Annotated in this window: 11 protein-coding genes; 5 read left to right on the forward strand and 6 right to left on the reverse strand. The window is 70.7% G+C overall.

Annotated features, from left to right (window positions below):
- Positions 1–14: 14 nt before the first annotated feature.
- Together ACU5AX_RS10490 and ACU5AX_RS10495 are read right to left on the reverse strand one after the other, a co-directional pair.
- Positions 15–626, reverse strand: a complete 612-nt coding sequence (locus ACU5AX_RS10490; RefSeq protein WP_446690836.1) for a LolA family protein — start codon at positions 624–626, stop codon at positions 15–17.
- Positions 627–703: 77 nt separating this feature from the next.
- Positions 704–3,028 carry a DNA translocase FtsK gene (locus tag ACU5AX_RS10495; RefSeq protein WP_446690837.1) on the reverse strand — a complete coding sequence of 775 codons (2,325 nt, stop codon included), beginning with the start codon at positions 3,026–3,028 and terminating at the stop codon, positions 704–706.
- Between the two features lie 165 nt (positions 3,029–3,193).
- Here ACU5AX_RS10495 and ACU5AX_RS10500 point away from each other — a divergent pair, with 165 nt between their 5' ends.
- From ACU5AX_RS10500 to ACU5AX_RS10520, 5 genes are all read left to right on the forward strand, one after another.
- Entirely contained in the window at positions 3,194–4,414 is a 1,221-nt protein-coding gene (locus ACU5AX_RS10500) for a UbiH/UbiF/VisC/COQ6 family ubiquinone biosynthesis hydroxylase (protein WP_446690838.1), read from the forward strand.
- Between the two features lie 88 nt (positions 4,415–4,502).
- Complete coding sequence (locus tag ACU5AX_RS10505) at positions 4,503–5,714, forward strand: MFS transporter (RefSeq protein ID WP_446690839.1); 1,212 nt, start codon at positions 4,503–4,505, stop codon at positions 5,712–5,714.
- Entirely contained in the window at positions 5,711–6,910 is a 1,200-nt protein-coding gene (gene nhaA / locus ACU5AX_RS10510; protein WP_446690840.1) for a Na+/H+ antiporter NhaA, read from the forward strand. The genes ACU5AX_RS10505 and nhaA overlap by 4 nt, the downstream gene beginning before the upstream one ends.
- Positions 6,907–7,911, forward strand: a complete 1,005-nt coding sequence (locus ACU5AX_RS10515; RefSeq protein WP_446690841.1) for a histone deacetylase family protein — start codon at positions 6,907–6,909, stop codon at positions 7,909–7,911. Before nhaA ends, ACU5AX_RS10515 begins: the two co-directional genes overlap by 4 nt.
- The gene (locus ACU5AX_RS10520) at positions 7,859–9,118 is read left to right on the forward strand and encodes an MFS transporter (protein ID WP_446690842.1); all 1,260 of its coding nucleotides are present in this window, start codon (positions 7,859–7,861) and stop codon (positions 9,116–9,118) included. Before ACU5AX_RS10515 ends, ACU5AX_RS10520 begins: the two co-directional genes overlap by 53 nt.
- Before the next feature lie 28 nt (positions 9,119–9,146).
- Here ACU5AX_RS10520 and purH read toward each other — a convergent pair whose 3' ends face one another.
- From purH to ACU5AX_RS10540, 4 genes are all read right to left on the reverse strand, one after another.
- Positions 9,147–10,709, reverse strand: coding sequence for a bifunctional phosphoribosylaminoimidazolecarboxamide formyltransferase/IMP cyclohydrolase (purH, locus tag ACU5AX_RS10525; RefSeq protein ID WP_446690843.1), 1,563 nt, complete (start codon positions 10,707–10,709; stop codon positions 9,147–9,149).
- A 208-nt stretch (positions 10,710–10,917) separates the two neighbouring features.
- The gene (locus ACU5AX_RS10530; protein WP_446690844.1) at positions 10,918–12,654 is read right to left on the reverse strand and encodes a heparinase II/III family protein; all 1,737 of its coding nucleotides are present in this window, start codon (positions 12,652–12,654) and stop codon (positions 10,918–10,920) included.
- Positions 12,651–13,307, reverse strand: coding sequence for a ribulose-phosphate 3-epimerase (gene rpe / locus ACU5AX_RS10535; RefSeq protein ID WP_198353846.1), 657 nt, complete (start codon positions 13,305–13,307; stop codon positions 12,651–12,653). Before rpe ends, ACU5AX_RS10530 begins: the two co-directional genes overlap by 4 nt.
- 68 nt (positions 13,308–13,375) lie before the next feature.
- A complete protein-coding gene (locus ACU5AX_RS10540; protein ID WP_446690845.1) occupies positions 13,376–14,683 on the reverse strand; it encodes an RsmB/NOP family class I SAM-dependent RNA methyltransferase in 1,308 nt (435 codons plus the stop codon).
- Positions 14,684–14,703 lie beyond the last annotated feature (20 nt).

Genomic DNA, 14,703 nt, shown 5'->3' on the forward strand with positions numbered 1-14,703 from the left:
ACCGGATATTTCGTTCAGCTTCGCCCGCCGGTCTTCCGCGGGTCGTTCCAGCGGAACGTTCCGTCGCTCACCGGCGCACCAAACTTCTGATTCTTCAGCCGGATCGTCGTGCGGTTGTTCTGACTGTCGATCATCACCCAGCCTTGCAGCATCAGTCCGGCCGGGCCGGCGGGATCGCGCATGAAGATCAGGGTGATCCGGCCGATCTCCGGATGTTTGGGGTCGCTCGCCTCGACCGAGATGACCTGCGCGTTCGACGTCGCCGACAGCTTGGCTATCTTGGTGATGTCGCGGCTCGGGTCGAGCAGGATGCCGAGCGGCGTGTTGCGGATCGGGTAGCGCTGCACCTGGCGTACCGAATAGTCGATGAAGGTCAGCGCCCCGCCATCGGCGACGATCAGCAGCGGCACGCCCTTCTGATATTGGAAGCGCAGCTTGCCCGGCCGCTTCAGCGTGAGGGTACCGGTCAGCACCCGGCCGTTGCGGTCGGTCTGGCTGAAATCGGCGGTCATGGTGGTGACCGCCTGGAGATGGCGCTGCACCGCGGCGAGGTCGCCGGTCGCCTGGGCGTGGACGGCGACGGGCGCCGCCAGCGCGGCGGCGAGAGCGAAAGCGTGTCGGATCATGCGGGTCCTGGTGCCGGAAAAGCGTTGAATAGCCGCTTAACCGGCGAAGGGGGCGATGGCTCCCCCTTTCCCGACCCTCAGATCGCGTGGCCTTCCGCGTCGCGGAGCACTTCGCGGCGGCCGACATGGTCGGGGCGGCCGACGATGCCGTCCTTTTCCATCCGCTCGATCAGCCGCGCGGCGGAATTATAGCCGATGCGCAGCTGGCGCTGCAGCCAGCTGGTCGACGCCTTCTGCGATTCGCAGACCAGTTGGATCGCCTGGCGATACTGCTGGTCCTCAGCCGAATCCTCGCCGATCGGCGCGCCTTCCAGCGTATAGCTCTCCTCCGGCTCCTCGGTGACCGAGCTGATGTAATCGGGCTGGCCTTGCCCCCGCCAATGATCGGCGACGCCGCGTACCTCGTCGTCGCTGACGAAGGGGCCGTGGACGCGGACGATGCCCTTGCCGCCCGGCATATAGAGCATGTCGCCGCGGCCGAGCAGCTGCTCCGCGCCCTGCTCGCCAAGGATGGTGCGCGAATCGATCTTGCTGGTGACGTGGAAGCTGATCCGCGTCGGCAGATTGGCCTTGATCACGCCGGTGATGACGTCGACCGACGGCCGCTGCGTCGCCATGATCAGGTGGATGCCCGCCGCGCGCGCCTTTTGCGCGAGGCGCTGGATCAGGAACTCGACCTCCTTGCCCGCGGTCATCATCAGGTCGGCGAGCTCGTCGACGATGACGACGATCTGCGGCAGCGGCTCATAGTCGAGCTGCTCTTCCTCATAGACCGGCTGGCCGGTGTCCGGATGGTAGCCCGTCTGCACGCGCCGGCCGAGCCGCTGGCCCTTGGCCTTCGCCGCGCGCACCTTGTCGTTGAAGCCGGCGAGGCTGCGCACGCCGACCGACGACATCTGGCGGTAGCGATCCTCCATCGTCTCCACCGCCCATTTCAGCGCGCGCACTGCCTTGGCGGGATCGGTGACGACGGGGGAGAGGAGGTGGGGGATGTCGTCGTAGACGCTGAGCTCCAGCATCTTCGGGTCGATCATGATCATCCGGCACTGTTCCGGCGTCAGCCGGTAGAGCAGCGACATGATCATGCAGTTGAGGCCGACCGACTTGCCCGAACCGGTGGTACCGGCGACCAGCAGGTGCGGCATCGGCGCGAGATCGGCGATCACCGGATCGCCGGCGATGTTCTTGCCGAGGATGATCGGCAGCTGCGCCGCCTGATCCTCGAACGTCTGGCTGCCGACCAGCTCATGGAGCGAGACCATCTCGCGCTTCTGGTTGGGCAGCTCGATGCCGATCACGTTGCGCCCCGGAATCACCGCGACGCGCGCCGACACCGCCGACATGTTGCGCGCGATGTCGTCGGCCAGCGCAATGACGCGGCTCGCCTTGATGCCCGGCGCCGGCTCCAGCTCGTACATCGTGACGACCGGGCCGGGGCGCACTTCGGTGATCGCGCCCTGTACCTTGAAATCGTCGAGCACATTCTCGAGCAGCCGCGCGTTTCGCTCGAGCGACGCCTTGTCGATCGCCGCCTTGGGCGCGGGCGGGGAGGGGGTGAGCAGGTCGAGACCCGGCAGCGTGTAGCTATGATCGAGCGCCAGCTGCGTCTGTTGCGGCTTGGGCCGCGCCTGCGACGGCGCGACGGTGCGGTCGGCGATCACCGGGGCGGGGCGCGGATCGGGGGTGGCGAGCGCGCGCGGCTCGATCGCCTTGCGCTTGAGGTCGAGCGGTTCCTCCTCGTCCTCCGCATCGTCGTCATAGGCGTCGAACGGCAGGTCGTCGGCGCCGTCGTCCGTCGATCGGCTGCGCCGCAGGCGGAAACGCCGCTCGCCGAGTTCGATCTCCAGGCTCTTTGCCCAGACGATGATGCCCGCGACACCAGCGGCGAGGCCGATCGCGCGCGCCGCCCAACGCTCGACATTGGGCGCGCCGATGAAGCTCAGTCCCCATTCGGCGAGATGCTGGATGCCGAGGCCGACGACGCCGCCCCAGCCGGCGGGCAGCGCCAGCACCGCCGCATCGGAGACGAAGGCGAGCGCCGCCGCCATCAGCGCGACACCGATCACGGCGCCGCGCAGCATGCGCAGCCAGCGACCGGCCGGCTGGTCGCGCCACAGCCGCATCGCGACGATCGGCCCGATCGGCAGCAGCAGCGCGATCGCCGGGCCGAACAACGTCAGCGCGAGGTCGGCGAACCATGCCCCCGGCGGCCCGGCAAGATTGCGGATCGGGCTGCCCGAGGCGGTGTTGAGCGCGGCGTCGCCGGCATGGTAGCTGGCCAGCGCCAGCACCATCAGCGCGGTGGCCAGGAAGACGGCCAGCGCGGCGACCAGGGCACCGCCCCGTACCGCCCCAGCCTTCACCGTCTCACGCCACAAGCCTGGCTGCGCACGGCTCGCCATCGCCCCAAATCCCTTCGATGTCCGAGAATGTCCTGTGGAAAACCATCGGACCAAAACGGGTACGGCGTCAAGGCGTAGGCGACGGACCGGGCCGCACCGTCGCCGCGGCACCCGCGTAGCGCCAAGCGCGTTGGCACCCGTGATGCGGACGCGTAGAGAGGCGGCATGGACAAGCAAGCAGACGTCATCATCCTGGGCGGCGGTTTGGTCGGCGCGACACTGGCCCTCGCGCTCGACGCGCACGGGCTGACCAGCATCGTCGTCGACCCGGCCGATCCGGCGGTGACGCTCGCCCCCGGTTTCGATGGCCGCGCCTCCGCCGTCGCCAGCGCGAGCGGGCGGATGCTCGACGCGATCGGCATCGGCGCGACGCTGGCGGGGCAGGGCTGTGCGATCCGCCAGATCCGCGTCAGCGACGGGCTGGCGCCGGGCAAGCTCGACTTCGTCCCCGATGCCGACGACGGCGCGCTCGGCACGATGTACGAGAACAAGCTGCTCCGCCGCGTCCTGTTCGAGGCGGCGAGCGCGGCGGCGGGCGTCGACTTGCGCATGCAGACGCGCGCCGTCGACGTGCGGCGCGAGCCGGCGGGCGTCACCGCGACCCTGTCCGACGGCAGCACGGTGACCGCGCCGCTGCTGGTCGCGGCCGAGGGACGACAGTCGCCGACGCGTGCGGCGGCGGGGATCACCGTCGCACGCTGGCACTACGACCATGCCGCGATCGTCGGCGCCTTCCACCACGAGCGCGACCATGACAGCGTCGCCTATGAGATCTTCTACCCCGCCGGCCCGTTCGCGCTGCTGCCGCTGCCCGACGACGACATTGGCCACCGGTCCGCGATCGTCTGGTCGGTGCATGCCAAGGACGGCGCCGGGCTGGTCAAGCTGTCCGACCGCGCCTTCCTGGCCGAGGCGGAGAAACGGATGGGCGGTTTCCTCGGCGCCCTGTCCAATGCCAGTTCGCGCGCCAGCTACCCGCTCGGCTTCCACCATGCCGCGCGGATCACCGCGCCGCGGTTGGTGCTGGTCGGCGACGCCGGCCACGGCATCCATCCGATCGCGGGACAGGGGCTCAACCTCGGCTTCCGCGACGTCGCGACGCTGGCGGAGGTGCTGGTCGAGGGCAAGAGGCTCGGGCTCGACCTCGGCGACGCCGCCCTGCTCGACCGCTACCAGCGCTGGCGCGGGCTCGACACCTTCATGGTCGCCGCCGCCACCGACACGCTGACGCGCCTGTTCGGCATCCCCGGCAAGGCGGCGAGCGCCGTCCGCCGCTTCGGCATCAGCGCGGTCGATCGGCTGCCGCCGCTCAAGAACCGCTTCATGGCGGAAGCGCGCGGCGAGTCGGGCGATCTGCCCAAGCTGCTGCAGGGCCTGTCGATCTAGTGGCGGATCGACGCGCCGAGATAAGCTTCGCTTCCCGATAGCCGGTGTTGCTTGCTGCGATGCAACATCGGCAGCTAGGACAGCGGTCATGACATTCCGCCAGAACGCCGCCGCGCATCCCGGCATCATCCACCTCGCGCTGGCGGTCGGGGGGTTCGCGATCGGCACCACCGAATTCGCGGCAATGAGCCTCGAACCCGACCTCGCCCGCGGGCTGGGCGTCGATGCGCCGACCGCCGGTCATGTGATCAGTGCCTATGCGCTCGGCGTCGTGGTCGGGGCGCCGACCATCGCCGTTCTGTCCGCCAGGCTGCCGCGGCGGTGGCTGCTGGTCGCGCTGATGACGCTGTTCGCGATCGGCAACGGCCTGTCGGCACTGGCGCCGACCTATGGCTGGATGCTGGCCTTCCGCTTTCTCGCCGGCCTGCCGCACGGCGCCTATTTCGGCATCGCCTCACTGGTCGCCGCCTCGCTGGTGCCGCCGGCGCGACGGACGCAGGCGGTCGGGCGGATCATGCTGGGGCTGACCGTCGCCACCATCGTCGGCGTGCCGCTGGCGACCTGGCTCGGCCAGATCGCGAGCTGGCGCTGGGTGTTCGCGATCGTCGCCGGCCTCGCCCTGTTCACCGCCGCCCTGGTCGGCACGCTGGCGCCGCGCGACCGCGCCGCCGCCAACGCCAGCCCCTTGCGCGAACTCGGTGCGCTGCGCCGGCCGCAGGTCTGGCTGACGCTCGCCACCGGAGCGATCGGCTTCGGTGGCCTGTTCGCGGTCTACACCTATCTCGCCGCGACGTTGGTCGCGGTGACCGGCGTGCCGCGCAGCACCGTGCCGATGGTCCTTGCCGCCTTCGGGGTCGGCATGACGCTCGGCAATCTGGTCGTGCCGCGCTTCGCCGATCGCGCGCTGATGCCGACCGCGGGCGTGTTGCTGGTCTGGTCGGCGGCGTGGCTGGCGCTGTTCCCGGTCGCCGCGCACCATCTGACCTTCGTTATCGTCGACGTGCTCGCGATCGGCTTCGGCGGGGCGCTCGCCACCGTGTTGCAGACGCGGCTGATGGACGTCGCCGGCGATGCGCAGGGCCTCGCCGCCGCGCTCAACCACAGCGCGTTCAACGTCGCCAATGCGCTTGGCCCGTGGCTCGGCGGGCTGGCCATCGCCGCCGGCTATGGCTGGACCGCGACCGGCTGGGTCGGCAGCAGCCTCGCGCTCGGCGGATTGCTGCTCTGGGCGCTGTCGCTGGCGCAGGCTGGCGGGTTGCGCTTGCGCGGCGAGCGGGAGGGGTTAGGCCAGCGGGCATGAGCCTGCTGCCCCGACGCGCGCGATCGGCGCTGCGCACCTTCCTGTCCAGCGAGGCGGCGGGCGGCATCGTGCTGATCGCGGCGGCGCTGGTCGCACTGGTCGCCGCCAACACCGCCGCCACCGCCGGTGCCTATGATGCGCTGTTGCACCTCGAGACCGGTCCCGTGCTGTCGCCGGAACTCGGGCCGATGACGGTGCATCTGTGGATCAACGACGGCCTGATGGCCCTGTTCTTCCTGCTCGTCGGGCTGGAGATCAAGCGCGAGCTGGTCGACGGCCGCCTCGCCAGCCCCGACGATCGCCGCCTGCCGTTCGTCGCCGCGAGCGCGGGCATGGTGGTACCGGCCCTGGTCTTCCTCGCGATGGCCGGCAGCGCACGCGCCTTGCAGCCGGGATGGGCGATCCCCGCCGCGACCGACATCGCCTTCGCGATCGGCGTGCTCGCCCTGCTCGGCAAGCGCGTGCCGCCGCAGCTCAAGCTGCTGCTGGCGACGATCGCAATCGTCGACGACATGGGCGCGGTGGCGATCATCGCGGTCGCCTATACCGAACAGATCCGCGTCGGCGCGCTGGCGATCGCGGCGCTGCTGCTCGCCGGGCTGTACGTGCTCAACCGGCGGGGCGTCATGCGACTGTGGCTTTATCTGCTGGGCTTTGCCGCCCTGTGGCTGGCGATCCTCGTCTCCGGCATCCATGCGACGATCGCCGGCGTCGCCACCGCCGCGCTGATCCCGCTGAAGCCCTCGCCGGGCGCACCCGAGCACCATGACTCGCCGCTGCACCGGCTGGAACACGGCCTCGCGCCCTGGGTCGCGTTCCTGATCGTGCCGCTGTTCGGCTTCGCCAATGCCGGCGTGTCGCTGGCGGGGGTCGGTTTCGCGACGCTCGCCGAACCGCTGGTGCTCGGCATCGCGCTCGGCCTGTTCCTCGGCAAGCAGGCCGGAATCTTCGCCAGCCTGTGGGCCGCCGATCGGCTCGGCATCGCACGCCGGCCGCATGGCGTGTCATGGCGTCAGCTCTATGGCATGGCGCTGGTCGCCGGGATCGGCTTCACCATGAGCCTGTTCATCGGCGGCCTCGCCTTCGCCGATCCGGCGCTGCTCGACCGGGTCAAGATCGGCGTGCTGGCCGGGTCGCTGCTGTCGGGGATCACGGGGATGGCGGTATTGGCACGGGCAGGCAGGCGCATGGCATGAGAATCTTCTACCATCCGGATCAGGCGGCCCATGCGCCGGTTCACGAATTCCACAATGGCGCGCTGGCCCCGCATGCGGAGGTCGCCGGGCGCATCGCCCATATCCTCGCCGCGGTCGGTCCGACGGAACGGCCGACGGACGCGGGCATGGCGCCGATCCATGCCGTCCATCCGCCTGGTTATTGCGCGATGCTGCAGCAGGTGCCGCAGCTTTGGCGCGAGGCGGGGCGGCCGGGGGAGGCGATCCCCTATGCCTTTCCGGTGGCGCGTCGCCGGCCACTGAAGCTGACGCGGGTCGACGCGCTGCTCGGCGCGCATGCGATGGATACGGTCACGCCGATCACTGCGGAGGCATGGACCGCATCCTATTGGAGCAGCCAGGCGGCGATCGCGGCGACGCGGATGGTGCTGGCGGGGGAGGGCGCCGCCTTCGCGCTCTGCCGCCCGCCCGGCCACCATGCCGGCGCGGATTATTGCGGCGGCTATTGCTACCTCAACCATGCCGCGGTCGCCGCGCAGGCGGCGCGCGACGCAGGCGTGGCGCGCGTCGCGATCCTCGATATCGACTATCATCACGGCAACGGCACGCAGGACATCTTCTGGGATCGCGGCGACGTCTTCTACGCCTCGCTGCACGCCGATCCGGCGACCGATTTCCCCTTCTACTGGGGCCATGCCGACGAGACGGGCGAGGGGGCGGGGCAGGGGACGACGTTCAACCGGCCGTTACCGCGCGGCACCGACGGCGACGACTTCCGGCGTGCGCAGGGCGAGGCGCTGGCGAGGATCGCGGCCTTCGACCCCGGCCTGCTGATCGTCAGCTTCGGTGCCGATACCTGGGAAGGCGATCCGATCTCCGCCTTCCGCGTCGCCACGCCGGATTATCGCCGGATCGCCGCGGACATCGCCGCGTTCGGCTGGCCGACGGCGATCATCATGGAGGGCGGTTATGCCGTCGACGCGCTCGGCGACAATGTCGCCGGCTTTCTTTCCGGCTTCTGACCTCCACCGCCAGGGCAGCGCGGCCTATCGCCGGCTGACGCTGGCGATGCTGTTCGCCGGCTTTTCGACCTTCTCGTTGCTCTATGCGGTGCAGCCGCTGCTGCCGCTGTTCGCGCGCGATTTCCGACTGAGTGCGGAGGGGGCGTCGCTGGCGGTGTCGCTGGCGACCGGGCCGCTGGCGATCGGCATATTGGGCGCGGGCATGCTCAGCGACCGGATCGGGCGACGGCCGATGATGGTGGCGGCGATGTTCGCCGCCGGCGCGCTGACCCTCGCCGCGGCGATCGTGCCGGGCTGGGGCGGGCTGCTGACCCTGCGGCTGCTCACCGGCGTCGCGCTTGCCGGCGTGCCCGCGGTGGCGATGGCCTATGTGTCGGAGGAAGTGCACGCCGATTCGGTCGGCGCGGCGATGGGCCTGTATATCGCCGGCAGCGCGATCGGCGGCATGGGCGGCCGGCTCGTCGCCAGCCTGGTCGCCGATCGCGCCGGCTGGCATTGGGCGCTCGCCGCCGTCGGCGTCGCCGGGCTGGTCATGGCGGAGGCGTTCCGCCGCCTCGCCCCCGCGTCGCGCGGCTTCGTTCCCGGCGCGCGCACCGCCGGCGGGCTCGCCGCCTTGCTCCGCGATCGCGCGCTGCCAGTGCTCTATGGCGAGGCCTTCGTGCTGATGGGCATCTTCGTCACGGTCTACAATTATGCCGGCTTCCGCCTGCTGGCACCGCCTTACGGGCTCAGCCAGGCGGCGGTCGGCGCGGTGTTCCTGCTCTACATCCTCGGATCGGCAAGTTCGGCCTGGTTCGGCGGGCTGGCCGGACGGATCGGCCGCCGCCGCATCTTCTGGCTGCCCGTGGTGGTGCTGATCGCCGGCCTCGGTATCGGTGCGGCGCGGCCGCTCGCACTGGTGATCGGCGGCATCGCCCTGGTCACGATCGGCTTCTTCGGCGCGCATTCGATCGCCAGCGCCTGGGTCGGCCGCCGCGCGCGCAGCAATCGCGGCCAGGCGGCGGCGCTGTACCTGTTCTTCTATTATCTCGGTTCGAGCGTGCTCGGCTCCGCCGGCGGCGTCGCGTGGAGCCGGGGCGGCTGGCCGAGCGTCACCGTCTTCTGCGCCGCGCTGGCGGGAATCGCGCTCGCCGGCGCCGCCTGGCTTGCCCGCGTCCCGCCGCTGCCCGATCCGGAGCTCCCCCCAGTGACGGCGGCTGAGGCCTGAGCCCCCGCCGCCGGCGGGGCGCTCCCGATCAGTGGCGGAAGTGGCGCATGCCGGTGAAGACCATTGCCAGACCGGCGGCGTCCGCCGCGGCGATCACCTCCTCGTCGCGGATCGATCCGCCGGGCTGGATCACCGCCGTCGCCCCCGCCTCGACTGCGGCGAGCAGCCCGTCGGCAAAGGGGAAGAAGGCGTCCGACGCCACCGCCGAACCGATCGTGCGAGGGCTCGTCCAGCCGGCCTTGTCGGCGGCATCCTTCGCCTTCCACGCCGCGATCCGCGCCGATTCCAGCCGGTTCATCTGGCCCGCGCCGACGCCGGCGGTCGCGCCGTCCTTGGCATAGACGATCGCGTTCGACTTGACGTGCTTGGCCACCGTCCAGGCGAAGCGGCAATCGGCGAGTTCCTGCGCGGTCGGCTGGCGCTTGGTCACGACCTTGAGATCGCCCGGCACACCCGCGTCGCGATCCTGCACCAGCCAGCCGCCGGCGATCGCCTTGGCGAACAGCCCGGCGCGATGCGGGTCAGGCAACTCGCCGGTGAGCAGCAGGCGAAGGTTCTTCTTGGCGGCGAAGGCGGCGAGCGCCTCCTCGTCGGCATCGGGGGCGACGACGACTTCGGTAAAGATGCCGGCGATCGACCGCGCGGTCGCGCCGTCGAGCGGGCGGTTGACCGCGATGATGCCGCCGAACGCCGACACGGTGTCGCAGGCGAAGGCCTCCGCATAGGCGGCTTCCAGGGTGTCGGCGGTGGCGACGCCACAGGGATTGGCGTGCTTGACGATGACGCAGGTCGGCGCGGCGTCGCGGAATTCGGCGACCAGTTCGAGCGCGGCGTCGGCGTCGTTGAGGTTGTTGTAAGAAAGCTCCTTGCCCTGCACCTGCCGCGCCTGGCCGATGCCGCGCACGCCGTCATTGGCGGTGTAGAAGGCGGCGGACTGGTGTGGGTTCTCGCCGTAACGCAGGGAGGCGGCACGCGTCAGCGTCAGCGGCAGCACCGGCGGGAAGACCTCGTCCTGGTCGACCGTGCCGAACCAGCGGGCGATCGCGCCGTCATAGGCGGCGGTGGCGGCGAAGGCCTTGGCGGCGAAGCCACGGCGCTGATCGAGTGTCGTCTCGCCGCTCGCGAGGCTCGCGTAATCGGCGGGATCGGTGACGATAGCGACATAGGCGTGGTTCTTGGCGGCGGAGCGGACCATCGACGGACCGCCGATGTCGATATTCTCGATCACCGTATCGCGATCGGCGCCGCGCGCGACGGTCGCCTCGAACGGATAGAGGTTGACGACGACGAGGTCGATCGCGCCGATGCCGTGCTCCTGCATCGCCGCAGCATGGTCGGCATCGTCGCGCACCGCGAGCAGGCCACCGTGCACCATCGGGTGGAGCGTCTTGACGCGGCCGTCCATCATCTCCGGAAAGCCGGTGAGGTCGCTGACGTCGCGAACGGTCAGCCCCGCCTCGCGCAAGGCCTTGGCGGTGCCGCCGGTCGAGACGAGTTCGACGCCCTTCGCGGCGAGATCGCGCGCAAGATCGACGACGCCGGTCTTGTCGGAGACGGACAACAGGGCACGGCGGATGGGAATCGTCGACATGGGGGTCCTTTGGGAAGGGGTAATCGCGCGCGCGTTCCCTAGCGGCGGATGGCGTGCGGGAACAGGTCCGAGTTGTGGAGTGGTCACACTCGACGCCCGTCATTCCCCGCGCAGGCGGGAATCCAGACTGGCTAGCCTCACGACTCGATCCGCAGCGTCAATGTATCTGGATCCCCGCCTGCGCGGGGATGACGTCATGCTGCTTGCATCAGATCGCGCGCTTCAGCGCCCAGCTGACATTGGCACCGCCGGCCGGCGCCTCGCCGGTCACGACCAGTTGCTGCGTCGCGACCGGGCGACCCTCGCCGTCGATCCACAAGGACTCTTCGATCGCCAGCGCGCCGCCGCGGCAGCGGAACTGCCACAGCGCGCCGCCCGGCAGGCGCAGGATCGCGGCCAGCCCGTCGGCGGTCGCCGACGCCTCGACCCCGACGCCGAGGTGAAAGCGGATCGCGAAGCCGGTGCTGCCGCTGCGCCGCTTGCGACCCTGCGGCAGCAGTGCATCCTCGCCGCGCAGCTCGCGCCCGTCGCCGGTCAGCATCAGCTGGCGCCGGTGGACGAAGCCCCAGCGGCGGACATAGCCGTCGTGGCTCGCCTCGATCCGGCTCGCGGCGTCGGATTCCTGCCGGCTCAGCTCGACCTCGACGACGCCGCGGCCCAGCGTGCCGTCGGGATGGATCGCGGTGGAGTTGGAATCGCCGACGGTCAGCGTCGAATGTGCCGCGGTGGTGCGCAGTCCTTCGGCGAGGCTCTGCGGCAAGGCGGCCAGCGCGGCGCGCCCGCCACCGCAATTGACGACGATCCGCGCCGGCCCGTCGGAGAATTCGAAGGCGAGGGTGGAGGCACAGCCGCCCTCGACCAGCTTGGCCACCGGCGGCGGCGCGGCATCGACGATCAGCACCGCCGTCCCCGCCGCCAGCCGCTGATAGCCCCAGTCGCGCGCCTGGCGTAGCGGACGGGTACGCACGCCGCTCGCCTCGATCACCGCGGCGATCTGATCGGCCGTACCGGGGCCGCTGCCCTGCCAGCTCGAACAGGCGCGATCGGGGTGCATGACGCCGAGCAGCGCCGCGACCATCCGCCCCAGCGCCTCCTGCGCCGGCGCGAACAGCTCCTCGCGCCGCGCCGCATAGACTTCGCGCAGCATGGTGATCAGCTGGATCGTGTCGAGCAGCATCGCCGGGCTGCGCGAAACCGAGCCGCCATCGTCGGTCAGACCGGTCTGCAACGCGCGCGCCAGTCCCGCCTCGCCGAAGTCCTTGCGCGGCTCGCCGCCGGGGATCAGCAGCCCCGCCGTGACCACCCCGCACCAGGCGGCGATGCGCGGCGCGCCGGGTGCGGCCTTGTCCGCACCGCGATCGAGATGCCGGCTGCCGCGGGCCAGCGTGTTGAGCACGCTCGACCGGTAGACCAGATCGGTCGACGACAGGATCAGCGGCGCATGCGCGGTCCACGCCAGAATGCGCCGCCCCCACAGGTCCGGCCGCCAGGCGAGCGCATCGACCTTGTCGGCATAATCGGCCAGCCAGCGCGCCATCAGATATTCGGCGATCGGGGCGCCCTGTGCCCGTGTCGCCACCGTCGACAGGTCGCGCAGCCAGCCGAAGCCATGGACGTGGTCGGCGAACGGCCGTGTCCAGTCGCGGCTACGAAAATCGAGCCCCTCGATCGGATGCGCCTCGCCGCGAAAGGCGATCTCGCCGCGCAGCAGCGCCTGGCCGCGCCGGACGTCACCGATCAGCGGGTCGTCGGGCACCGCGATCAGCTTGAGCGGATAGCGCCCCTTCAGCCGCATGCTGTGGATCGGCGTCCGCCAGGTCAGGCGGTGGAACCGTTCGCTCAGCCGCTCCGCCAGGCTCAGCCCGCGGTCGCCGCCGACGCGCATCAGCCGCCGGCCTTCCTCGATACCATCCGGGGCGAGATTGGGCGGCAGGTCGTCGATCATCCCCGCAGGGCCGCGATATTGGCGGCATAAGCGTCGGGGCCGCCACGGAACACCGCGGTGCCCGCGACCAGCGCGTCGGCCCCCGCCTCGACACACCGGCGCGCATGGCCGGCGTCGACGCCGCCGTCGACCTCCAGATCGATGGCGCGGCCGGTGGCGTCGATCATCTTGCGGATCGCGGCGATCTTCTTGAGCTGGCTGTCGATGAAGCTCTGCCCGCCGAAGCCGGGATTGACGCTCATCACCAGCACGAGGTCGACCATGTCGATCAGATAGTCGAGCATCTTGGCCGGGGTTGCCGGGTTCAACACGACGCCGGCGCGCTTGCCCAGCGACTTGATGTGCTGGACGCTGCGGTGGACGTGCGGCCCCGCCTCCGGATGGACGGTCAGCGTGTCGGCGCCCGCTTCGGCGAAGGCGTCGAGATAGGTGTCGACCGGCGAGATCATCAGATGGACGTCGAACGGCTTGTCGGTGTGCGGGCGCAGCGCCTTCACCACCGCCGGACCGATCGTGATGTTGGGGACGAAATGCCCGTCCATGACGTCGATATGGATCCAGTCGGCCCCCGCCGCATCGATCGCACGGACCTCCTCCCCCAATTTGGCGAAGTCGGCGGAAAGGATCGATGGGGCGATGCGAACCGGCTGCATGGGTGTTCTCTAATCGTCGGGGTGACGATTACAACCGTTACTCCCCCCGACTGCGGAAGGGGAATGGTTCACCCCGCCCGCCGCAAGCGCACGACGAAGAATCCGTCGCAGCCACCCCGGTTGGCCAGCATCCCCGGCAGGGTGCGGACATAGCCGCCTTCCGCCACCGGCACGCCGTCGGGCAGCGAAGACGCCTCGGGCGGGTCAATCGCATAATCCGGCCGCTTGGCGAGGAAGGCGGCAAGCTGGTCCTCGCCCTCCGCGCGTTCCAGGCTGCACGTCGCATAGACGAGATGGCCGCCCGGCTTCACCCAATCCGCCGCACGCGCGAAGATGCGTGCCTGCAATTGCGCCATCTCCGCGATCACCCGGTCATGGGCGCGATACAGCACGTCGGGATGGCGGCGGAAGATGCCGGTCGCGCTGCACGGCGCATCGATCAGCACGGCGTCGACCGGCGCCTCCGGCGCCCAGAGCAGCACATCGCCGGCGATCACCTCCGCCTTCAGCCGGGTGCGGAAGAGGTTCTCGCGCAGCCGCTTGATCCGTGCCGGCGAGACGTCGACCGCCGCGACCTGCATCCCGGCGGCGGCGAGCTGCAACGTCTTGCCGCCGGGAGCGGCGCAGAGATCGACGGCCCGTGCCCCCCCGCGCGCGGCGAGCAGCCGGGCGGGCAGCGACGCGGCGATATCCTGCACCCACCAGCGCCCCTCGGCATAGCCGGGGAGATCGGCGACCGGTGCGGGATCGACCAGCCGGACATGGCCGGGCATCAGGCTGACGCCGCCGAGCGTCTCCGCCCAATGCGCCGTCTCCGCCGGATCGGCGAGCGTCAGGTCGAGCGGAGGCGGCGCGGCGATCGCCGCCTCCGCGCCCTCGACCATCGCGTCGCCCCAAGCCTGCTGCCAGCGCGCCTCGACCGGGGAGGGCAACGCCGGCCGCTCGGGCAGCAACACGCCCGAACGCATGATCGCCCCGAACACGCCATGGACCAATTTGCGCGGGCCGCCGTCGACCAGCGGCAGCGCCGTGGCGATCGCGGCATGCTGCGGCGTGCCGAGCACCAGCGCCTGGACCAGCGCGATACGCAGCGCCATCCGCGCCTTGGCGTCGTCGGGCAGCGGGCGTTCGGTGACGCTGTCGATCAGCGCATCGAGATCGGGCAGCCGCCGCAGCACCTCCGCCGCAATGGCATGGGCGAGGCCGCGATCGGGTCCGTAGACGTGCCGCGTCGCGCTGACCAAGGCCGATTCCAGCGGCTCGCCACGGCGGAGCACCGCATCGAGCAGCCGCAGCGCGGCGCGTCGGGTCGCGGTGCCGAGCGGTTCGGCGGTCTTGCCGTGGGTCGAAGCCTTGGGAGATGCGGGTCGCGCCAAACTTGCGTTCCTGATCGAAA

The organism is Sphingomonas benefaciens (assembly GCF_052907485.1).